A 19954-nucleotide genomic window follows, 5' to 3' on the forward strand; every position below is an offset into this window, starting at 1 on the left:
TTACCACGTCTGAACGGTCGTCGAAAACCGCGGCCGCCGATCACCCGGCCGAGACCCCGAACGCCAGTCCCAGCACGTACGTCACCGCCGCAGCGCCGTAGCCGATCGCGAGCTGACGAAGACCACCCTTGAGCGGCGGGGCGCCGGAGAGAAGTCCCACCATGGCGCCCGTGGCGAGCAGCGCGATCCCGACGAGCACCAGGGCGAGCACGACTGCCGCCGTGCCGCTGAGGCCGAAGATCCACGGCAGCACCGGGATGATCGCCCCCGACGCGAAGAACAGGAAGCTGGATGCCGCGGCGCCGAACGCGCTCCCGACGACCTCGTGGTCGCCCGGCAGCGTCAGCGCATCGGTGGCGGGACTCGACCCATCGAGGGTGCGCGCCGCCTCGAGCACGCGCCGCGCGCGGGCTTCCGCCTCCGCCTCCGGCATCCCGCGGGTGCGGTACACCAGGGCCAGCTCGTTCGCGTCGAGATCGAGATCGGGGAGGGCGGCATCGGCGTAGTCGCTCGGCTGGGTGGCATCCAGCATCTCGCGCTGCGAGCGCACCGACACGTACTCCCCCGCACCCATCGACAGGGCGCCGGCGAGGAGGCCCGCGATGCCGCTGAAGAGAACGAACTGCGCCGAGACGCCCGTCGCGCCGATGCCCATCACGAGCGCGAGGTTCGAGACGAGTCCGTCGTTGGCGCCGAAGACTGCTGCGCGGAAGGTGCCGGAGAGCCGGCGGCGCCCGCGCGCGGCGAGCCCGCGGACGACCTCGCGGTGCACCTTCTCATCGGCGGCCATCTGCGCCGAGGCGTACGGCTCGCTGTCGTAGGGCGAGCGTCCTTCGGCGTTCTGCGCCAGGGCGAGAACGAAGATCGAACCGAACCGGCGTGCCATCCAGCCGAGCGTGCGAGCGCCGACGCTCGGGGCGGGGAGGCGCTGCGGCTCGCCGCCGAGCAGGTCGAGCCAGTGCTGCTCGTGGCGGCCCTCGGCCTCGGCGAGGGCGAGCAGGATCTCGCGCTCCTCCCCCTCACGCCGGCGGGCGAGGTCGCGGTAGACCTGCGCCTCGGCACGCTCTTCGGCGAGGTAACGCGCCCACCTGCGGCGGTCGGCCTTGGTGGGTTCGGGCGGGGTCGCGGTCACGGGCTCTCCTCGGGTCGGTCCCACGCTACCGACGGCGGCCGGGCGCGCCGGTCGAAGGGCCCCGATGGCCAGCATTTCGGGGATCCGAAGCACGGCGAGACCGGCCCCTGAACGCGACCGGTCCCTGGCGCGAGCGCCTCCGGCCGGCGGCGCGATCAGGAATGCACGCGGCGGCGCAGCACGTCGATGCGCGCCTGCAGCTGCGCGACGGTCGCACGGGCCACCTCGGGCCCGCCGCACAACCGCCGGAGTTCCGCGTGCACGGCGCCGTGCGGCTCGCCGCTCTGCCGGGCGTAGAGCCCGACCATGCTGTTGAGCAGCTGACGCTGTTCGCGCAGCGTGCGGTGCAGCGCCGGGGGCAGGCCCGCGTCGAGACCGCCCGCGGCGGACGCATCCGACGCCCCCTCGCCCGCGCCGTTCGCGCTCGTCGCGCCGCCACCCTCGCGGGCCTCGCGCACCCGCCGGTGCCGACCCTGGCGCGCCTGGCGCTGCATGAGCAGCTCGTGCACGTGCTCGGGTTCGAGGAGGCCCGGAAGCCCCAGGAACTCCTCCTCCTCGGGCGTGCCCGGCACGGCGAGCTGGCCGAACTCCTTGCCGTCGTAGAGCACCCGATCGAAGTGCGCGACGGAGCCGAGCGCCTGATAGGAGAACTCCTGCTCGAGGTCGTCGGATGCCTTTTCCTCGCGCTCCGCCTCCGCGAGCAGGGTGTCTTCGAGCCCGTCGTCGTCGCCCGCCTCGCGGTCGAGCGCGTGGTCGCGCTCGCGCTCCATCTCGCCGGCCAGCCCGAGGAGCACGGGAACGTTCGGCAGGAACACCGACGCAGCCTCGCCGCGACGCCGGGCGCGCACGAAGCGGCCGATCGCCTGCGCGAAGAAGAGCGGCGTCGACGCGCTCGTGGCGTACACGCCGACCGCGAGCCGGGGCACGTCGACGCCCTCCGACACCATCCGCACGGCGACCATCCACCGGGTCGTCGCGTTCGCGAAGGTCTCGATCCGTCCCGACGCGGCCTTGTCGTCCGAGAGCACCACGGTCGGCGCCTCGCCCGTGATCCCCTGGAGGATCGAGGCGTAGGCGCGCGCGGCGGTCTGATCCGTCGCGATGACGAGGCCCCCGGCATCCGGCACGTCCTGCCGCACCTCGGAGAGCCGCCGATCGGCGCTGCGCAGCACCGCGGGGATCCAGTCGCCCTCGGGATCGAGCGCCGTCCGCCAGGCCTGCGACGTCACGTCTTTGGTGTTGTCCTGGCCGAGGTGCGCCTCGAGCTCGTCGCCCGCCTTCGTGCGCCAGCGCATCTTGCCGGAGTAGACGAGGAACAGCACCGGGCGGACGACGCCATCGGCGAGAGCGCGACCGTAGCCGTAGTTGTAGTCGGTGCGGGAGAGGCGGATGCCCTTCTCGTTCGGGTGGTACTCCACGAACGGGATCGGCGCGGTGTCGCTCCGGAACGGCGTGCCGCTCAGCAGCAGCCGGCGGGTCGCCCGCCCGTACGCCTCGCGCAGCGCGTCGCCCCAGCTGAGCGCGTCGCCGCCGTGGTGCACCTCGTCGAGGATGACGAGCGTCGGCTTCTCGTCGACGAGGCGGCGGTGCACGGATGCCTTGACCGCGACCTGCGCGTAGGTGACCGCGACCCCGTGGTAGTGCCGCGCGTGGGTGTGCTGGCGGTTGCTGAACCGCGGGTCGAGGCGGATGCCGACCCGGGCGGCGGCGTCGGCCCACTGGGTCTTGAGGTGCTCGGTCGGCGCGACGACGACGATGCGCTCGACCACGCGGCGGCGCAGGAGCTCCGAGGCGAGACGGAGGGCGAAGGTCGTCTTGCCGGCGCCGGGCGTGGCCGCAGCGAGGAAGTCGCGGGGACCCTTGCCGGGGCCGTGCGGTCCGTCGAGGGTGAAGTACTCCTCGAGGGCTTCGGCCTGCCAGGCGCGCAGGTTCTGCGCGGTTCCCCAGGGGGCGCGCTGCGGGAACGCGGGCGACAGGTGCTCGGCGGCGAAGTTACCGAACTGGGACGACGGGCCGCTCTCTTCCTGCCGCTCGTCGTCCGCCGTCACGAGTGACCACCCTAAACGAGGTCACCGACGTCGGGCTCCGCGTCCGGACGCCGACGCGGGTAGCCTCGTGGTGGAGCCCGAGTCAGGAGAGCCATGAGCCGGAACGAACCCACCCCCGACGAACACCGGTCGCCGTACGTGCCGAACGAGAGCGCGCACCCGTGGCGTCGCATGGTCGCGATCGGCGATTCGTTCACCGAGGGCATCGGCGATCCGATCCCCGGCACCTCCGACGACCACCGCGGCTGGGCCGACCGCGTCGCCGAGGTGCTCGGCGCGCAGGTCGACGACTTCGCCTACGCGAACCTCGCCGTGCGCGGCAAGCTGATCGGGCAGATCGTCGCCGATCAGATCGAGCCCGCGCTCGCGCTGACCCCCGATCTCGTCACGTTCTCGGCGGGCGGCAACGACGTGATCCGTCCGGGCGGCGACCCCGACGCCGTCGCGCAGCAGTTCGACGACGCGGTGGCGCGCCTGTCGTCGCAGGGCGCGACGGTCGTCGTGTTCACGGGCGTCGACACCGAGTTCACGCCCGTCTTCCGAGGCATCCGTGGTCGTGTCGCGATCTACAACGAGAACATCCGCGCCATCGCCCACCGCTACGACGCGATCGTCGCCGACCAGTGGGCGCTCAAAGAGGTGCAGGACATGCGCTTCTTCGACGACGACCGCCTGCACTACAACGCGCTCGGCCACCACGAGATCGCGCGGATGGTGCTGCGCGCGCTCAACGTGCCGAACGAGCTGCAGCCCATGCAGCCCGATCCGTTGCCGACGCTGACGTGGCGCGAGGCGCGCACGAACGACTTCGTGTGGGCGCGCGCGCACCTCGTGCCGTGGGTGCTGCGGCGGCTGCGGCACCAGAGCTCGGGCGACAACATCGCGGCGAAGCGCCCCGACGCCCTGCCCGTGACGACCCAGGCGCCCGCCCGCGACCGCACCGCCGGTCCCGGCCAGCCCGTCTGACCCGCGCCGGGCGCCGTCGCGGGGGAACTTGTTGGCAGTCGTTGCTGCCTCGCGGCCGCGACCCCGTCACAACTGCCCAGTACTCGGCGCGAGTGCCCGGCTCACGCCCCGGGGCGGAGGGCCCACAGGGCGACGGCGGCGGCGGACGCCACGTTGAGCGAGTCCACTCCCCCGGCCATCGGGATCGTGACGATCGTGTCGGCCGACGCGAGCGCGTTCCGCGACAGGCCGTCGCCCTCCGACCCCAGCACGAGCGCGACCTGCTCGGGACGGGCCGCGGCGAAGGCATCCAGGGGAACCGCGCCGTCGGCGAGGGCGAGCGCGGCGACGTGCACCCCCGCCTCGCGCAACGCCTCGCGTGCCGACCGCCAGCCGCCCTCGGCGTCCACGGGCAGCCGCGTCCACGGCACCTGGAAGACCGTCCCCATGCTGACGCGCACACTCCGCCGGTACAGCGGGTCGGCGCAGCGCGGCGTCACGAGCACCGCATCCGCCCCGAGTCCCGCGGCCGCGCGGAACGCGGCACCCACATTGGAAGCGGTCACGAAGTTCTCTAGAACATCTTCGGCCCGCGACCTCTGTCCCTGTCAGTCGGGACGCCGGTCAGATAGCCGCCATGTTTCTGCAGGTCATGGGGCCAATACAGCTGCTCCATCGCCAAGGTCCGGGGACCGAGCGTGTTCAATAAACCTTATGCGACTTGTTCTCCCATGTCCCTGCCCGCTTGGACGGTGCGGCAAAGGTCTGCGCGCGGGTTGATGGCGCTCATCGGACTCGTCCGGCTCGGCTCAGATCCTGGGGACGCGAGGTCGCAACGGGGGGCGCTCGAGCCGATCTGCACGCGCATCTTCGAGGAGACGGCGTCGCGTCGACGCGTCATCACGAACCGACCTGGGCTCCTGGATGCCCTGGCGGTCCTCGGTGACGAGGATGTGCTTGTCAGGCATGATCCGGGCGGGACGCGGCCCCCCACCGGGGATGACCCTGCCGGGCCGCCGGGTCCGGACCCGGTCACGCGGCTCTCGGGACGGGCTGGGCGCGTACCTGCCGCTCTCAGCGCCCGCGACAGGGAGTTCCGCGAGTTGGCGACGGAGGTCGGGGGCCGGACATCCCGTTGTCGTCAGGTCCGGTAGGGTCATACCGTCGAGCTCCCCGCCCGAGGGACATGACGAGGAGGTCAGCATGGCTCTGCGCGAACTCGAGTTCACGTCGCACAACGGCACCGACACCATCCAGGCCTGGGTGTACGAACCGGCGGTCACGCCGGTGGCGGTGGTCCAGCTCATCCACGGTCTCGGCGAGCACTCCCGCCGGTACCTGCACATGACGGCCGCGCTGGTGGATGCGGGGTTCGTCGTGGTCGCGGACGATCACGCGGGTCACGGTCGGACGGCGATGCAGTCGGGGACGTGGGGTGACGCCGGTGACGAGTCGGCGACGGTCATCGTGCAGGACGAGGTGACGCTGTACCGGAAGGCCAAGGAGCTGTTCCCCGACCTGCCGTACGTGGTGTTCGGCCACAGCCTGGGGTCGATGATCGCGCGGGCGCTGGTGCTGCAGCCGGGTGTCGAGGTCGACGGGCTCGCGCTGGGCGGTATCGCCGTGGGCATGCGCGGTGTCGAGTCGACGCTGGATCGCGAGGCCCTGAAGGCTGCCGTGGCGGCCGACGGTTCCGCCCCCGCTGCGGATGCGTTGGTGGGCCAGCTGTTCGACGGTTTCTACGACCGCCTCGGCCCGGACTTCGGCCCGACGGACTGGGTGGCGCGCAACGCGGACGTCGTCCGTGATCACGGCCGCGACCCCTTCAACAACTTCGGCGCCCCCTTGAGCAACCGGTTCCTGCAGGGCTTCGTCGACGTGTACGACCAGGCCAACGGCGACGACTTCTTCGACCGCCTTCCGCAGGTTCCCGTCGCGATCTTCGCGGGCGCGGAGGACCCGGTGACCAACTACGGCGAGGGTGCGCGCGAGGTCGCCCGGCGCCTGGAGGAGAAGGGCCACGACGTCGAACTCCACATCTACCCCGACGTCCGCCACGAGGTTCACAACGAGCCCGAGACCCGCGCCGAGATGGAGAACTCCCTCATCGAGTTCGTCCACCGCGCCGCCGGGCGGGACGACGCCTGACCCCCGAGCCGCACCCGGCCGCTCGCGCCCAAGCACCGTGACGGGGCCCTGCCGTGAGGATCGTCTCTCGGCAGGGCCCCGTCGGTGATGTGAGGTCTCAGGCCATGACGGGACGCACGCGTCGCCCAGCGAGGGGCTCGTCCATGGTGACCTCGCGAAGCGGAGGATGTCGCCGGTGGCGCAGCGAGGGCGAGAGGCCTGGCCACGGGTGACCTCGCCGAAGTGAAGGCGAGGATGCCGAGAGCACGGGATCTCACCGTTGCGGCCGGACGTCCCATGGGATCAGGGGTGACACTCCGGCCGTGCCCGAAGGATCGTGGACGTATCGCACCGAAATTCGGTGCCCGACGTCCACATTGTTCGGGGGACCAGACAACGTGGACGCATCTCACCGACGTGCGGTGGGATCCGTCCACGTTGTCTCACCGCGGCTCGTCACGGACGAGGCTCCGCTGCGCATGGCTTGGTGCGTCCTCCCCGCCGCCCCAGCACTCAGGTCTCCGCTGAGGCGTTCTCCCCCGGCAGGTCGGGCCGATCGCTGGGGCGTCGGTGGCTCACGCCCCGCCGCGGCCCTTACGCGTCGGCGCGGAGGATGCGGTAGACGACGGAGTCGTCCTTGCGGCTGAGGCCGGCGCGGTGGCCGCGGAGGTACAGCTGTTCGGCGGTGGAGGCGAGGGGGGTCTCCTGGTGGACGGTGCGTGCGGCCTCGCCGACGAGCCCCATGTCCTTGACGAAGATGTCGAGGGCGCTGCGGACGTCGTCGAAGGCCTCGGCCACCATGCGTCCACCGCGGTCGCCGAACATGAACGACGCCGCCGCGCCGGTGCCGAGGACCTCGTGGACCTGGGCCCGGTCGAGGCCCATGGAGTCGGCGAGCGCGAGGGCTTCACCGGCGGCGGCGATGTGGACGCCGCACAGGAGCTGGTTGACGATCTTGAAGCGCTGCCCGTCGCCGGGTGCGTCGCCGACGACCGGCGCGTTGGAGGCCATGGCGTCGAGGAGGGGCTGAACTGCGGCGACGGCCTCGGGGACACCGGACACCATCATGAGCAGGTCGCCGGTGCCGGCGCGGGCGACGCCGCCGGAGACGGGGGCGTCGACGACCCTGACCCCGAGGGGTTCGAGGCGGCGCACCGCGTCCTCGATGGCTGCGGGGCCGACGGTGGCCATGACGAGCACCACGGAGTCCGGGGTGAGGACCTCGCCGATGCCGCCCTCACCGAAGAGCACGGAGTCGAGTTGGGCGCCGGTGGCGACCATGACGGCGACGACGTCGGCGCCGCGGGCCGCGTCCTGGGCCGAGGCCGCCGCGGTGATGTGCTCGGAGACGGCGTCGAGGGATGCCGGGGAGACGTCGAAGGCGGTGACGGTCATGCCGGCTCGTGCGGTGGTGAGGGCCATGGGGGCGCCCATGGCGCCGAGGCCGATCCAGGCGACGGTGGGGTGTGTGGTCATGAGCGGTTCTCCTGAGCGGCGGGCGCGGCGGCCTGGGCGGTGATGATGCGGGCGACGACGTCGGCGAGGGCGTCCGGGCCGCCGACGTTGCCGGGGAAGACCACGTACGGCACGCCCAGCACGTCGGCGGGTGCGTTGGTGGCGGTGAACATGCTGATCTGGCCGGGGTAGGACTGTCCGGCCACGGTGGCCCGGCGGATGCCGAGTCCGTTCGCGGCGACCTCGTGCGAGGTGATGCCGCCCTTGGCCACGACCCAGGCGGCGCGCGCGGCCCGTGCCTCGCGGACCACGGCGACCACGGCGTCCGAGACGGACCGGGCGATGGCGAGGGACTCGTCCTTGGAGTCGGTCTTGATGAGGGTGCGGCTGGTGGCGAGGATGACGTGCGCGTCGGCGAGGGCGGCGCGGACCTCGGCGCTCTTCTCGGCGAGGTAGCTCTCGCGCGAGTCCGCGTCGAGGAGTCGCTCCACGTCGAGCTCGATGTCTCGGAATTCACCGAGGTCGGCATCGCCGCTGCGGGCGCGTTCCTGGAGGGCCGCCAACTGACGGCTGGTGAGGCCGACGTGGGATCCCACGACGACGAGGCCGTGCCAGCTGCGTCCGGGGGCTGATCGCTTCGGAGCTCGTTGTCTGAGGCTAGCGACGACCTCCGACACTGGTGGAGTCAATCCAGTTCGAGGACTGACCGCACTCAGCGCGTCGCGTAGAACGCTACCGCCGTGGCCGCTGCGACGTTCAACGAGTCGACGCCCTCCTCCATCGGGATCTTGACCCGCAGGTCGACCTGCCTCGCCGTCCGCGGATCCACGCCAGCGCCCTCGGTGCCGAAGATCATCGCGATCGCAGGGAGGTCACGCTGGACCAGCTCGTCGAGCGTGATCGAGTCATCCGAGAGCGTGAAGACCACCGTCGTGTACCCGTCCGCCTTGAGCGTCTCGAGCATCTCCGGCATCTTCGGACCTCGTGTCCATGGCACGTTGAAGACGTTGCCCATGCTCGTCTTGATGGCCCGACGATAGAGTGGGTCGGCGCAGGCTGGAGTGATGAGCACTCCGTCGATCCCCAGCGCCGCAGCGTTGCGGAAGGCGCTGCCGACGTTGGCATGGTCGACCAAGTTCTCGAGCACGGCGATCCTCCGTCGCCGGGGTTTCGGCCGGGATGCTTTGGAACACTCCACGTTCGTGTGGTCGACGATGTCTTCGAGGATGAGCACCAGCCGCGCGCCCCGCACGATGTCGGCCACCGGCGGCAGCGCCGGGCGCTGCATGGATGCCAGGGCGCCGCGATGCACGGCGTAGCCGGTGAGCTCCTCGGCGACGTCGTCGGCGACCAGGTAGATCGGCGCGTCCGGGGCGAGCGCCTCGGCATCCGCCAGCCACTTCTCCTGCACGAGCACCGAGCGCGGACGGTGCCCAGCGGCCACCGCGCGACCGATCACCTTCGCCGACTCGGCGATGTACAGCCCCTCCGCCGGTTCGGTGCGCCGGCGCAGGGCCACGTCGGTGAGGTCGCGGTAGTCGGCCAGGCGCGGATCGGACGGATCATCGATCCTCACAACGGGCATACCGACATCGTGTCACGGCGTACGCAACATCCCCGCGCCGCAACATTCCCGAAACGGGAGGGGCGTACGCTCGAGGCGAGGGGGTGCCATGACCACGGTGCTGGAGTTCGACGCGCAGACCGCCGCCTCGCTCGGACGCGCGGTCGCGGCGCTCGCCGGTCGGCGCATCGCGGTGCTCACCGGTGCGGGGGTCTCCACCGATTCGGGCATCCCCGACTACCGCGGCAAGGGGGCGCCCACGCGGACGCCGATGACCGTGCAGCAGTTCCTCGCCGACGAGGCGTCGCGGCGACGGTACTGGGTCGGCAGCCATCTCGGCTGGCGCACCTTCGCCGCCGCCCGGCCGAACGCCGGGCACGAGGCGCTCGCCGCGCTCGAGAACGAGGGCATCGCGACCGGAGTGATCACGCAGAACGTCGACGGCCTGCACCTGCGCGCCGGCTCACGCCGCGTGGTCGAGCTGCACGGCACGATGCGCCGGGTGCTGTGCCTGCACTGCGGTCAGGTCTTCGACCGCCGCGATCTCGCGTCCCGCGTCGAGGCCGACAACCCCTGGATCACAGTGCCCGACGCCGTCGAACTCGGGCCCGACGGCGACGTGCTCCCCGCCTCGACCGACGGCTTCGTCGTGCCGACGTGCAGCGTCTGCGACGGCATGCTGAAGCCCGAGGTCGTCTTCTTCGGCGAGTACATCCCGCCCACGCGCTTCCAGGAGGCGGAGCAGCTGCTCGCGGCGAGCGATGCGCTCCTCGTGGCGGGCTCGTCGCTCGTCGTCAACTCCGGCATCCGCCTGCTCGATCGCGCGCGGCGGCGGAAGCTGCCGGTCGTGATCGTCAATCGCGGCGAGACCCGCGGTGACGCACGCGCGACCGTGAAGATCGACGCCGGCACGACCGAGGTGCTGCAGGCGCTCGCCGCGGCGCTGCCGGCGGCGCGCTGAGCCGCGCCGGCCGCGTCGTAGGCTCGTAGAGTGACGACTCTCCTTCTCGTGCGCCACGGCGAGACCGACTGGAACGCGGCGCGACGCATCCAGGGCTCCACCGACATCCCGCTCAACGACACCGGACGTGAGCAGGCCCGGGCGACCGCGGCGTCGCTCGCCGCGCAGTTCGCGGGACAGTCGCCGGTCGTCGTGTCGAGCGATCTGGCCCGCGCGCGGGAGACCGCCGAGATCATCGCCGAGGCGCTCGGCGTGCCCGGGCTGCACCTCTACCCGCAGCTGCGGGAGCGGTCGTACGGCGTCGCCGAGGGAATGACGATCGAGGAGTACCTCGAGAAGTTCGGGGCCTTCGACCGCGAGAACGTGCCCGAGGCCGAGACGACCCCGCACCTGCGCGCCCGCGCCGTCTCGGCGGCGCGCCGCGTCGTGCGCGACGCCCGCCGCCATCATGCGCCGCAGGACGTGCCCGTCATCGCGGTGGCGCACGGCGCGCTGATCGGGCAGCTCATCCGACACGCGAGCGGCGACACCCTGCCCCTCGCCGGGGAGCGGCTCGCCAACGCGTCGACGCACACGTTCCTCGTCGAGCGCGACCGCCTCGGCGTGCTCTCCTACGCCGCCGTCCCCATCGACTGAGTCGCGCGCGGGGTGCCGCGCGATCGCGGAGATCTGCATAATTGCGGATGCCCGGGCGCGAGGCATCCGCGGATCTGCAGATGTCCGCTGTTATGCAGGCGACGCCTGACTTCGCCGCACCCTAGATCTCCGCGCGCTGGCTCCCGGCGCGCCGTGCGCAACCGCGGAGATCTGCATAATTGCGGATGCCTGGGCGCGAGGCATCCGCGGATCTGCAGATCTCCGCGGTTGCGCGGGTGATGCCCGGCCCCCGCCGCCCCGACCTCAGGCGCGGGCGAGCACCGAGCGGGCGTGGCGCAGCACGGGCTCGTCGACCATGCGGCCCTCGTAGCGGAACACGCCCCGCTCCCCCTCCGCGGCAGCGAGCACGCCGTGCGCCCACGCCAGCGTCTCGGCGTCGGGGCGGTAGGCCGCGCGGATCGTCTCCACCTGACCGGGATGGATGCACGCCGATGCCTGGAACCCGCTCGCCGCCGCATCGCGCGCCTCACGGCGGAGGCCTCGCTCGTCGCCGATGTCGACGTGCACCGCGTCGATCGCGGCGATCCGCTCGGCCCCCGCCGCCATCAGCACACGCGACCGGGCGTAGCGCGCGACGTCGCGATACCCGCTTCCCTTCTTGCGGCTGCCGGTGCCGCCGAGCGAGGCGACGAGGTCTTCGGCGCCCCACATCAGCCCCACGACGTTCGGCGCGGCGGCCAGCTTCTCCGCGGCGACGATCCCCCGCGCGGTCTCGCACAGTGCGATCACCTCGAATCGCGTGTCGATCCGCACGATCTTCTTCGCCGACTCGGCCTTCGGCAGCATGATGAGCCGGAAATCGGTCTGCGACAGCGTCGCCATGTCGACGTCGAAATCCGCCGTGCCGAGGGCGTTCACCCGCACGATCACCTTCGCCGGATCGAGGTGCGCGTCGATCAGTGCGCCGCGCGCGGCGGTCTTCGCCGCGGGCGCCACGGCATCCTCCAGGTCGATGATCACGGCATCGGCGCGCTCCGCCGCCTTCGCGAACCGCTCCGGCCGGTCGGCCGGGCAGAACAACAGGGCCGGTCCCAGAGCGAAACTCATGCGTCCTCCGTCGAAGAATGTGCGGTCGGTGTGGATGCCTCGGTCTCCGCCGACGCCGAATCCGAGGCATCCGGCCGGCACCACATCAGTGCGGTGCGCGTCGCGCGGGCGACGATCTCACCGTCCTGATTGCGCCCGGTGTGGGCCATCGTGACGATCCCCTGCCCGGGCCGCGACCGAGAGAGCCGCACCTCGGTGATCTCGGTCTCGGTGTACAGGGTGTCGCCGGCGAAGAGCGGATGCGGGAAGCTCACGTCGCCGAGCCCCAGCTGCGCGACGAGGGTGCCCTGGGTCAATTGGCCGACCGAGGCGCCGACCATCGTCGCCAGAGTCCACATCGAGTTCATGAGGCGCTGGCCGAACGGCTGCGTGGCGGAGAAAGCCGCGTCGAGGTGCAGCGCCTGCGTGTTCATGGTCAGCGAGGAGAAGAGCACGTTGTCGGCTTCGGTCGCGGTGCGCCCGGGGCGGTGGAGGTACACCGCGCCCACCTCGAACTCCTCGACGTAGAGACCGCGCTGCACGTGCCGAACCAGGCCGTCGGCCGCGTGTATCGCTGCGTCGGCGGCCGGCGCCACTGCTGCAGTGGCCGGTTCGGGGCGGGAATCGCTCACGATGCCACGCTACCCGGGGTCACCGGCCGAGGCCCAGCGCGCGGGCGATCAGCAGCAGCTGCACCTCGGTCGTGCCTTCGCCGATCTCGAGGATCTTCGAGTCCCGATAGTGCCTGGCCACCGGGTACTCGTTCATGAAGCCGTTGCCGCCGAAGATCTGCGTCGCGTCGCGTGCGTTGTCCATCGCGGCATCCGACGCAGTGAGCTTCGCGATCGCCGCCTCGGCGCCGAACGGCCGCCCCGCGTCGCGCAGCCGCGCGGCGTGCAGCCACGCCAGGCGTGCGTTGTGCACGCGCAGCTGCATGCGCGCGAGCATGAACTGGATCGCCTGGCGCGAGCCGAGCGCCTGACCGAACACCTGTCGGCTCCCGGCATAGTCGAGGGCCGCTTCGAGGCATCCTTCGGCCGCACCCGTCGACAACGCGGCGATCGCGACGCGTCCCTCGTCGAGGATGCTGAGGAAGTTCGCGAACCCGCGTCCCCGCTCCCCGAGCAGGTTCTCGGCGGGCACGCGCGCCCCGTCGAACGTGAGCGGGTGGGTGTCGGAGGCGTGCCAGCCCACCTTGTCGTAGGCCGGACCGACCGTGAATCCCGGGGTGCCGTTCGGCACGATGATCGTGGAGATCTCGCCCCGACCACCGTTCGGGGCCGGAGCGGTCACCGCGGTGACCGTCACGAAGCGGGTGAGGGGCGTGCCGCTGTTGGTGATGAACTGCTTCGACCCGTCGATCACCCACTCGTCGCCCTCGAGCCGCGCCGTGGTGCGGGTGCCGCCGGCATCCGATCCCGCCTCGGGCTCCGTGAGACCGAATCCGGCCAGGGCGCGCCCGGCGAGGAGGTCGGGCAGCAGCGCCCCGCGCTGCGCGTCGGTGCCGAACCGGAACACCGGCATCGCGCCGAGACACACCCCCGCTTCGAGTGTGATCGCGACCGACTGGTCTACCCGTCCGAGCCCTTCGATCGCGAGACCGAGGGCGACGCTGTCGCCGCCCTGCCCGCCGACCTCCTCGGGGAACGGCAGACCGAACAGTCCCAGCTCTCCCATGCCGCGGACGACGTCCATGGAGAGCGTCTTCGTGCGATCGGCCTCATACGCCTGCGGCGCGACCACCTCGTCGGCGAACGTGCGGACCATCGCCGCGAGCTCGCGCTGCTCCTCCGTGAGGCCGTAGGCGGATAGGTCGAGCACAGCCATGTCATCTCCTTCGATGCGGGGCGGTCACGATCCGATCACGGGCCGCAGCGGGCGCTGTGCCGGACGTCGCAACTCGGGTTAGTGTTCACTAACCGAGTATCGCCAGGTTAGCGAGGATTAACTGATATGGCAATGCACCCCGTCGAGACGCCCCGCGAGACACCCCCCGAGGCATCCACCACGCCCTCCGAAGCGACGACCGGTCGCGGTCTCGCGAAGGCGAAGCGTCAGGATGCCCTGCTCCGCGAAGCGGCCCGGCTGTTCGCCGCCCAGGGTTTCGACGGGGTGAGCCTCGAAGACCTCGGCGCGGCGGTCGGCATCAGCGGCCCCGCGGTCTACCGCCACTTCGCGAGCAAGCGCGCACTCCTCGGCGCGATCCTCGTGCGGACGAGCGAAGAACTGCTGAGCGGCGGGCTTCGGGTCGTCGAGGGCGGGGTGGATGCCTCGGATCAGCTGCGCGATCTCATCGACTTCCACGTCGACTTCGCCGTGTCGAGCGCCGACGTCATCCGGGTGCACGATCGCGACCTCGCGCGCCTCGACGACGACGACCGGCACCGCGTGCGGCGGCTGCAGCGCGAGTACGTGGATGTCTGGACGAGCGTGCTCGCGCGCCTGCATCCGACCCGCCCCGCCCGCGACCTGCGCCTGCGCGCGCACGCGGGCTTCGGACTCATCAACTCGACGCCGTACTCGGTGCGGGCGCTGCGCGACGCGCCGTCCGAGGCCGACGTGCACGACATCCTCGCCGACATGGCCTTTGCCGCGCTCAGCGCGGACTGAGCGCGGACTGAGCGCGGACTGAGCGCGGACCGAGCGCGGATGAGACGCGGGCCGACCGCCGACGGCGCCGCCGCGGCGCTCGACGGGCCGGGCGGCATGCGCACCGACCGGCCCGTCGCGCGCGGTTCAGCTCAGCAGCATCGCTCGCCCGGGTTCGCGCAGCACGTCGCCGACGGCGGCGAGGAAGCGCGCTCCCTGCTCGCCGTCGACGAGCCGGTGATCGAACGACAGGCTGAGGGTCAGCACGTCGCGGAGGGCGATCTCGCCCTCGAACTCCCACGGGCGCCGCCGCACCGTGCCGAGCCCGAGGATCCCCGCCTCCGGCGGGTTGAGGATCGGCGTGCCGGCATCCACTCCGAACACGCCGAAGTTCGTGATCGAGAACGTGCCCCCGCTGAGCGACGCGGGCGTCGCGCGCCCGGCGCGTGCGGTCGCGGCCAGGTCTCGGATCGCCTCGGCGAGCTGCGGCAGCGTCAGCCGATCGGCATCGGGGATGTTCGGCACGATGAGCCCCCGCTCGGTCGCCGCGGCGATTCCGAGGTTCACGTAATGGTGGGTGACGATCTCGCCGGCCTCTTCGTCCCAGCTCGATCCGAGCGTCGGCTCCGCGCGGAGCGCGAGACACGCCGCCTTCGCCGCGACGGCGAGCAGGCCGATGCGCTGCTCGGCGAACCGGGGGTCGGCGCGCAGACCCGCGATGAACCGCGTCGTCTCGGTCACGTCGACCTCGAGGAAGCACGTGACGTGCGGGGCGGTGAAGGCGCTCCGCACCATCGCCGCGGCGGTGGCCTTGCGCACGCCCCGGATCGGCGTGCGCGTCTCGCGGGTGCCGTCATGCGATGGGCCGCGCGGCGCGTCCGGAACCTGCGGCTGCGCAGGCTGCGGGGCCGCGGGCATCCGCGTGGCGAAACGCTCGACGTCCTCACGGCGGATGACGGCGGTGACTCCGGATGCCTCGACGAGGGCGAGGTCGACGCCGAGCTGCTTGGCGAGCTGGCGGACCGGCGGTGTCGACCGGGGGCGCTCGTGGCGCACGTCGAGCGGCGGCGCGCTGTCGACGATGTCGTGCGGCGCCGCGGCGAGCACGGCGGTGTCGGATGCCCCGGACCGGCCGTGCTCGCCGAGCGCAGCACCGGCGCCTCGCCGCACCGCTCGCCGCTGCGGGCGTCCCTGCGCCCGCGGAGCGGCGCCGTATCCGACGAGGTTCGGCACGGCCTTCTCGGGTTCTGCGGCCTCCGACTCGGCCGAAGCCGGTTCGGCCGACGCCTCGGGCTCCGTCGATGCGGGTGCCTCCGCCTCGGGCTGCACCGGCGCGGACGCCGCCTCCCCAGGCTCCTCCCCCGGCACACCGATGACGATCAGCGGGCTGCCGACCGCGACGACGTCACCGGCCGCGGCGTGCAGCGTCTGCACGGTGCCGGCAAACGGCGAGGGCAGCTCGACGATCGCCTTCGCGGTCTCGACCTCCGCGATCGGCTGGTTGAGGGTGACCTCGTCGCCTTCGGCGACCAGCCACTGCACGATCTCGGCCTCGGGCAGTCCCTCGCCGAGATCGGGCAGCCGGAACTCCGCGTTCACAGGGCCACCTCCGAGAGGCTGTTGGGGCGGTCGAGCACCCGGTCGACCGCGTCGAGGATGCGGTCGAGATCGGGAAGGTGGTGCTTCTCGAGCTTCGCCGGCGGATACGGGATGTCGTGCCCGGTGACGCGCACGGGCGCCGCTTCGAGGTGGTGGAAACACTGCTCGGTGATGCTCGCGATGAGCTCCGCGCCGACGCCCGCCTCGCCGCCCGCCTCGTGCGTGACGACCATCCGACCGGTCTTCCGCACCGACGCCGACAGCGTGCGGTAGTCGACGGGCGACAGCGAGCGCAGGTCGACGACCTCGATCGACACACCGTCGTCTTCGGCCGCCGTCGCGGCATCCATCGCCGTCGTGACCTGCGCACCGTACGCGACGAGCGTGACGTCCGACCCCTCGCGCACCACGCGCGCGAGCCCCATCGGGGCCGCGTCGGCGATGTCGGCGCCGAGGTCGACGGCACCCTTGGTGTGATAGAGCCGCTTCGGCTCGAAGAAGACGACCGGGTCGTCGCACGCGATCGCCTGCTGCAGCATCGTGTACGCGTCCTGCGGGTTCGAGACGGCCACGACCCGGAGGCCCGCGGTGTGCACGAAGTAGGCCTCGGGCGATTCGGAGTGGTGCTCGGCCGCGCCCACGCCGCCCGCCCACGGGATGCGGATCGTGATCGGCATGTTCACCTGTCCGCGGGTGCGGTAGTGGAGCTTCGCCACCTGGCACACGATCTGATCGAATGCCGGGTAGACGAACCCGTCGAACTGGATCTCGACGACCGGGCGGAACCCGCGATACGCGAGACCGACGGCGGTGCCGACGATGCCCGACTCGGCGAGCGGGGTGTCGATGACCCGACCCGCGCCGAACTCGTCGAGGAGTCCGTCGGTGATCCGGAAGACGCCGCCGAGACGGCCGATGTCCTCCCCCATGACGACCACTCGGTCGTCGCCGGTCATGGCGGAGCGGAGGCCCGCGGTGAGCGCCTTCCCCATCGTGAGGGTCGCGGGTCCGGCGGCGGTGTGCTGCTCGGTCATCTCACACCTCCTCGTCGGCGAAGCCGTCGAGGTAGGCCGCGAACCGCTCGCGCTGCCGCCCGAGGCCGACGTGCGGCTCGGCGTACACGTCGTCGAGCACCTCGATCGCGGGGCGCGACTGCGCCGTGAGCGCCGCCTCGCGCATGCCCGCCGCGAGAGCGTCTCCGGCGGCCGCCACCTCGTCGGCGAAGGCGTCGTCCCACGCCGAGGTGCGGCGGAGGTGCGCCTCGAGCCGCGTGAGCGGGTCGCGGCTGCGCCACAGCTCCAGTTCGGATGCCTCGCGGTAGCGGGTCGGGTCGTCGGAGGTCGTGTGCGGACCCATCCGGTAGGTCACCGCCTCGATGAACGCGGGACCCTCACCCGAGCGGGCCCGGTCGAGCGCCCACCGCATCGCGGCGGTGCAGGCGATCGCGTCGTTGCCGTCGACGCGCATGCTCGGGATGCCGAAGGCGGGCGCCCTCCCCGCGATCGGGAAGCGCGACTGCACGGACACCGGCTCGGAGATCGCCCACTGGTTGTTCGAGCAGACGAAGACCACCGGCGCGCGGAACGAGGAGGCGAACACCATCGCCTCGTTGACGTCGCCCTGGCTCGTCGCGCCGTCACCGAAGTAGGCGACCGCGACCTGGTCGGTACCGTCCCGCTGGATGCCCATGGCGTAGCCGACGGCGTGCAGCGACTGGGCGCCGATGATGATCTGCGGCGTCGCGACGTGCAGGGCGTACGGGTCGAACGTGCCGTGCACCTCACCGCGCCAGCCGAGCACGAGCTCGGCGGCGCTCGCCCCGCGCGTGACGAGCACGCCGAGCTCGCGGTAGCTCGGGAAGAGGAAGTCGTCGCCGCGGCAGGCCCGGGCGCTCGCGACCTGGATCGCCTCCTGCCCCTGCGCGGGCGCCCACAGACCGAGGTGGCCTTGACGCTGGAGGGCGACGCCCTCGCCGTCGAGGCGCCGCGTGATCGCCATGTCGCGGTAGAGGGCGCGAAGGGCCGGCGCGTCGAGTACCAGTGCGGCGCCGGTGCCGTCCACCCAGGCATCCAGGCGCGGATCGGCGATGCGGTCGCCGATCGGGGTGAGCAGTTGCGCGACGGAATCGGTGTCGGCCGCGTGCATCGGATCGATGGTCAGGGTGTGCATCGTCGTCACTCCTTCGGCGGGGCGCGGGGGTCTCGTGGACCCGGCGCTTCCGGACGCCGGCATCGTCGCCGGCTGATCCCGAGGCTACGTCCGCCCCGCACGTCGCTCAAGCATCCGACCCACGCTTGAGCATGTTGCGCAGTGGACGGGTGTCAGTCCTGATACCGTTGTGCACTATGGGATCCCTGGACCGCGTCGACCTCGACCTGCTGAAGGCACTCGCCGATGACCACCGGGCGACCGTCGTCGCTCTCGCCGACCGGCTCGGCCTCTCCCGCAACACCGTGCAGGCGCGGATGGCGCGCCTGGAGCGCTCGGGGGTCTTCCAGTCGTTCGAGCGCGCCATGTCGCCGGCGGCGCTCGGGCTGCCGATCGAGGCGATGGTCAGCGTCATCGTGCGCCAGGCGGACATCCCCCGCATCACGGCGGAGATCGCCGAGATCCCGGAGGTCATCCAGGCGCACGGCCTCAGCGGTCAGATCGATCTCATGGTGCGCGTCGCGGCGCGCGACACCCAGCACCTGTTCGACGTCGACGCGCGCATCCTGTCGATCGAGGGCGTCGAGCGCACCGAGACCTCCCTCGTCATGGGCGAGGTGATCGGCTACCGGATCCGGCCGATTCTGGAGTCGGTGCGCCGCGAGCAGTGAGGGCGTCCGCCTCCGCGGCATCCAATCGCACCAGCACGACGCCGGCGAGCAGCACGACGCCGCCGACGAACTGGATCGGGGCCAGGGTCTCGCCGAGCAGCAGCCACGCGAAGCCGAGGGCGAAGAGCACCTCGCTGAGTCCGATGAACGACGCGAGACGCGACCCCACGCGCGGCACCGCCATCACCCCGAGCGCGTAGCCGAGGGTCGTGGCGACCGCGCCCACCCAGAGGATCGGCAGGATGCCCGGGACGTCGATCCCGCGGAAGGTCACCGTCACGGCCGGGGCGGCGAACGGGATCGCCCCGACCGCGGCCACCACCGCCATCGTGAGCGCTCCGATGATCAGCCCGCCGGCGGCGAGGGCGAGCGGCGGCAGGTCGTCGCCGGTGCGCTCGCTCATCGTGAAGTAGACGCACACCGTCACCGCGGCCCCGAGCGCGAGGAGCGTGCCGAGGAGGTCGAAGCGCGCGCCGGAGACATCCACCACCAGCACGAGGCCGACGACGGCCACGACCGATCCGATCAGCACGAGCCGCGAGGGCGCGCGTCGGGTGCGCAGCCAGACGAACCCGACGAGCAGCACCGGGGCGAGGTACTGGATGAGCAGGGCCACCGCGACGGGCATGCGCTGCATGGCAGAGAAGAAGAGGAGCTGGCACCCCGCGACCGGGATCAGGCCGAAGGCGAGGAGCGAGCGCCAGTGCCGCCGCAGGAACGAGCGTTCGCGCCGCACCGCGGCGATCAGCGCCGGCGAGAGGATCAGGCCGGCGAGCCCCATCCGCACGAGGAGCGCCGCCGACAGCGACCAGCCCGCCCCGAGCAGCGGTTTGACGAGCGGCCCGCTCGACGAGAACGCGAGGGCCGAGACGACGGCGATGACGATGCCGCCCGTGCGGTGTCGCGCGATCGGACGGGTGCCCGGCGCGTTCACCGGGAGCGGCAGCGCGGGCGAGGTCGAGGCGATGATCTCGATGGGGGCGGTCTGGGTCACCGGCGGTCCTGCCAGGGATGTCATGAGTGAACCGTGCG

Annotated in this window: 18 protein-coding genes and 1 pseudogene; 6 read left to right on the plus strand and 13 right to left on the minus strand. The window is 72.0% G+C overall.

Features of this window, described 5'->3' with window-relative positions; genetic code table 11:
• Positions 1-40 precede the first annotated feature (40 nt).
• Both FHX68_RS03650 and FHX68_RS03655 read right to left on the minus strand, forming a co-directional pair.
• Positions 41-1132 carry a VIT1/CCC1 transporter family protein gene (locus FHX68_RS03650; protein WP_229661608.1) on the minus strand — a complete coding sequence of 364 codons (1092 nt, stop codon included), beginning with the start codon at positions 1130-1132 and terminating at the stop codon, positions 41-43.
• Positions 1133-1287: 155 nt separating this feature from the next.
• The gene (locus FHX68_RS03655; RefSeq protein ID WP_141379114.1) at positions 1288-3180 is read right to left on the minus strand and encodes a DEAD/DEAH box helicase; all 1893 of its coding nucleotides are present in this window, start codon (positions 3178-3180) and stop codon (positions 1288-1290) included.
• 93 nt (positions 3181-3273) lie between these two features.
• Here FHX68_RS03655 and FHX68_RS03660 point away from each other — a divergent pair, with 93 nt between their 5' ends.
• On the plus strand, positions 3274-4146 hold the full coding sequence (locus tag FHX68_RS03660; RefSeq protein WP_141379112.1) for an SGNH/GDSL hydrolase family protein: 873 nt from the start codon (positions 3274-3276) through the stop codon (positions 4144-4146).
• A gap of 101 nt (positions 4147-4247) precedes the next feature.
• On the opposite strand, the pseudogene FHX68_RS03665 reads toward FHX68_RS03660, so the two are convergent.
• Positions 4248-4706 (minus strand): annotated as a pseudogene (locus FHX68_RS03665) (TrmH family RNA methyltransferase); the annotation flags it as partial.
• A 622-nt stretch (positions 4707-5328) separates the two neighbouring features.
• Between FHX68_RS03665 and FHX68_RS03670 the strand changes: the two are divergent.
• The gene (locus tag FHX68_RS03670) at positions 5329-6273 is read left to right on the plus strand and encodes an alpha/beta fold hydrolase (RefSeq protein ID WP_035964342.1); all 945 of its coding nucleotides are present in this window, start codon (positions 5329-5331) and stop codon (positions 6271-6273) included.
• Between the two features lie 573 nt (positions 6274-6846).
• On the opposite strand, the gene FHX68_RS03675 is transcribed toward FHX68_RS03670, so the two are convergent.
• The 3 genes from FHX68_RS03675 to FHX68_RS03685 form a co-directional block, all read right to left on the minus strand.
• Positions 6847-7728: an NAD(P)-dependent oxidoreductase gene (locus FHX68_RS03675; RefSeq protein ID WP_141379110.1), complete on the minus strand. Its 882-nt coding sequence runs from the start codon at positions 7726-7728 to the stop codon at positions 6847-6849.
• Positions 7725-8303, minus strand: coding sequence for a nucleotide-binding domain containing protein (locus FHX68_RS03680; RefSeq protein WP_229661609.1), 579 nt, complete (start codon positions 8301-8303; stop codon positions 7725-7727). Before FHX68_RS03680 ends, FHX68_RS03675 begins: the two co-directional genes overlap by 4 nt.
• A gap of 116 nt (positions 8304-8419) precedes the next feature.
• Positions 8420-9292 (minus strand): TrmH family RNA methyltransferase, encoded by an 873-nt coding sequence (locus FHX68_RS03685; protein ID WP_141379106.1) that lies wholly within the window; start codon positions 9290-9292, stop codon positions 8420-8422.
• 88 nt (positions 9293-9380) lie between these two features.
• Between FHX68_RS03685 and FHX68_RS03690 the strand changes: the two genes are divergently transcribed.
• Together FHX68_RS03690 and FHX68_RS03695 are read left to right on the plus strand one after the other, a co-directional pair.
• Positions 9381-10232: a Sir2 family NAD-dependent protein deacetylase gene (locus FHX68_RS03690; RefSeq protein ID WP_141379104.1), complete on the plus strand. Its 852-nt coding sequence runs from the start codon at positions 9381-9383 to the stop codon at positions 10230-10232.
• A gap of 30 nt (positions 10233-10262) precedes the next feature.
• Complete coding sequence (locus tag FHX68_RS03695; protein WP_141379102.1) at positions 10263-10868, plus strand: histidine phosphatase family protein; 606 nt, start codon at positions 10263-10265, stop codon at positions 10866-10868.
• A 264-nt stretch (positions 10869-11132) separates the two neighbouring features.
• Here FHX68_RS03695 and FHX68_RS03700 read toward each other — a convergent pair whose 3' ends face one another.
• From FHX68_RS03700 to FHX68_RS03710, 3 genes are all read right to left on the minus strand, one after another.
• Positions 11133-11936, minus strand: a complete 804-nt coding sequence (locus FHX68_RS03700) for an HpcH/HpaI aldolase/citrate lyase family protein (RefSeq protein WP_141379100.1) — start codon at positions 11934-11936, stop codon at positions 11133-11135.
• Entirely contained in the window at positions 11933-12487 is a 555-nt protein-coding gene (locus FHX68_RS03705) for a MaoC family dehydratase (protein WP_141379151.1), read from the minus strand. The genes FHX68_RS03700 and FHX68_RS03705 overlap by 4 nt, the downstream gene beginning before the upstream one ends.
• Positions 12488-12566: 79 nt before the next feature.
• On the minus strand, positions 12567-13742 hold the full coding sequence (locus tag FHX68_RS03710) for an acyl-CoA dehydrogenase family protein (RefSeq protein WP_141379098.1): 1176 nt from the start codon (positions 13740-13742) through the stop codon (positions 12567-12569).
• 126 nt (positions 13743-13868) lie between these two features.
• Between FHX68_RS03710 and FHX68_RS03715 the strand changes: the two genes are divergently transcribed.
• Positions 13869-14525: a TetR/AcrR family transcriptional regulator gene (locus tag FHX68_RS03715; protein ID WP_229661492.1), complete on the plus strand. Its 657-nt coding sequence runs from the start codon at positions 13869-13871 to the stop codon at positions 14523-14525.
• 126 nt (positions 14526-14651) lie between these two features.
• Here FHX68_RS03715 and FHX68_RS03720 read toward each other — a convergent pair whose 3' ends face one another.
• Genes FHX68_RS03720 through pdhA form a run of 3 tightly spaced genes read right to left on the minus strand, consistent with a single transcriptional unit; the run spans position 14652 to position 18272 of the window.
• Positions 14652-16103, minus strand: coding sequence for a dihydrolipoamide acetyltransferase family protein (locus FHX68_RS03720; protein WP_141379096.1), 1452 nt, complete (start codon positions 16101-16103; stop codon positions 14652-14654).
• A complete protein-coding gene (locus FHX68_RS03725; protein WP_141379094.1) occupies positions 16100-17137 on the minus strand; it encodes an alpha-ketoacid dehydrogenase subunit beta in 1038 nt (345 codons plus the stop codon). Before FHX68_RS03725 ends, FHX68_RS03720 begins: the two co-directional genes overlap by 4 nt.
• Before the next feature lies 1 nt (position 17138).
• The gene (gene pdhA / locus FHX68_RS03730; protein ID WP_141379092.1) at positions 17139-18272 is read right to left on the minus strand and encodes a pyruvate dehydrogenase (acetyl-transferring) E1 component subunit alpha; all 1134 of its coding nucleotides are present in this window, start codon (positions 18270-18272) and stop codon (positions 17139-17141) included.
• A gap of 176 nt (positions 18273-18448) precedes the next feature.
• Here pdhA and FHX68_RS03735 point away from each other — a divergent pair, with 176 nt between their 5' ends.
• Positions 18449-18922: an Lrp/AsnC family transcriptional regulator gene (locus FHX68_RS03735; RefSeq protein ID WP_141379090.1), complete on the plus strand. Its 474-nt coding sequence runs from the start codon at positions 18449-18451 to the stop codon at positions 18920-18922.
• Here FHX68_RS03735 and FHX68_RS03740 read toward each other — a convergent pair.
• A complete protein-coding gene (locus FHX68_RS03740) occupies positions 18858-19940 on the minus strand; it encodes an EamA family transporter (protein ID WP_141379088.1) in 1083 nt (360 codons plus the stop codon). The two genes, FHX68_RS03735 and FHX68_RS03740, sit on opposite strands and share 65 nt — an antisense overlap.
• Positions 19941-19954: the final 14 nt, after the last annotated feature.

The sequence above is a fragment of the Microbacterium lacticum genome, from assembly GCF_006716815.1.
Classification (GTDB): domain Bacteria; phylum Actinomycetota; class Actinomycetes; order Actinomycetales; family Microbacteriaceae; genus Microbacterium; species Microbacterium lacticum.

Coding starts and splice junctions, on each gene's coding strand:
- FHX68_RS03735 (WP_141379090.1), top strand. CDS start 18,449: ATGGGATCCCTGGACCGCGTCGACCTCGACCTGCTGAAGGCACTCGCC.
- pdhA (WP_141379092.1), bottom strand. CDS start 18,272: ATGCACACCCTGACCATCGATCCGATGCACGCGGCCGACACCGATTCC.
- FHX68_RS03715 (WP_229661492.1), top strand. CDS start 13,869: ATGGCAATGCACCCCGTCGAGACGCCCCGCGAGACACCCCCCGAGGCA.
- FHX68_RS03740 (WP_141379088.1), bottom strand. CDS start 19,940: ATGACATCCCTGGCAGGACCGCCGGTGACCCAGACCGCCCCCATCGAG.
- FHX68_RS03700 (WP_141379100.1), bottom strand. CDS start 11,936: ATGAGTTTCGCTCTGGGACCGGCCCTGTTGTTCTGCCCGGCCGACCGG.
- FHX68_RS03710 (WP_141379098.1), bottom strand. CDS start 13,742: ATGGCTGTGCTCGACCTATCCGCCTACGGCCTCACGGAGGAGCAGCGC.
- FHX68_RS03660 (WP_141379112.1), top strand. CDS start 3,274: ATGAGCCGGAACGAACCCACCCCCGACGAACACCGGTCGCCGTACGTG.
- FHX68_RS03685 (WP_141379106.1), bottom strand. CDS start 9,292: ATGCCCGTTGTGAGGATCGATGATCCGTCCGATCCGCGCCTGGCCGAC.
- FHX68_RS03690 (WP_141379104.1), top strand. CDS start 9,381: ATGACCACGGTGCTGGAGTTCGACGCGCAGACCGCCGCCTCGCTCGGA.
- FHX68_RS03670 (WP_035964342.1), top strand. CDS start 5,329: ATGGCTCTGCGCGAACTCGAGTTCACGTCGCACAACGGCACCGACACC.
- FHX68_RS03675 (WP_141379110.1), bottom strand. CDS start 7,728: ATGACCACACACCCCACCGTCGCCTGGATCGGCCTCGGCGCCATGGGC.
- FHX68_RS03725 (WP_141379094.1), bottom strand. CDS start 17,137: ATGACCGAGCAGCACACCGCCGCCGGACCCGCGACCCTCACGATGGGG.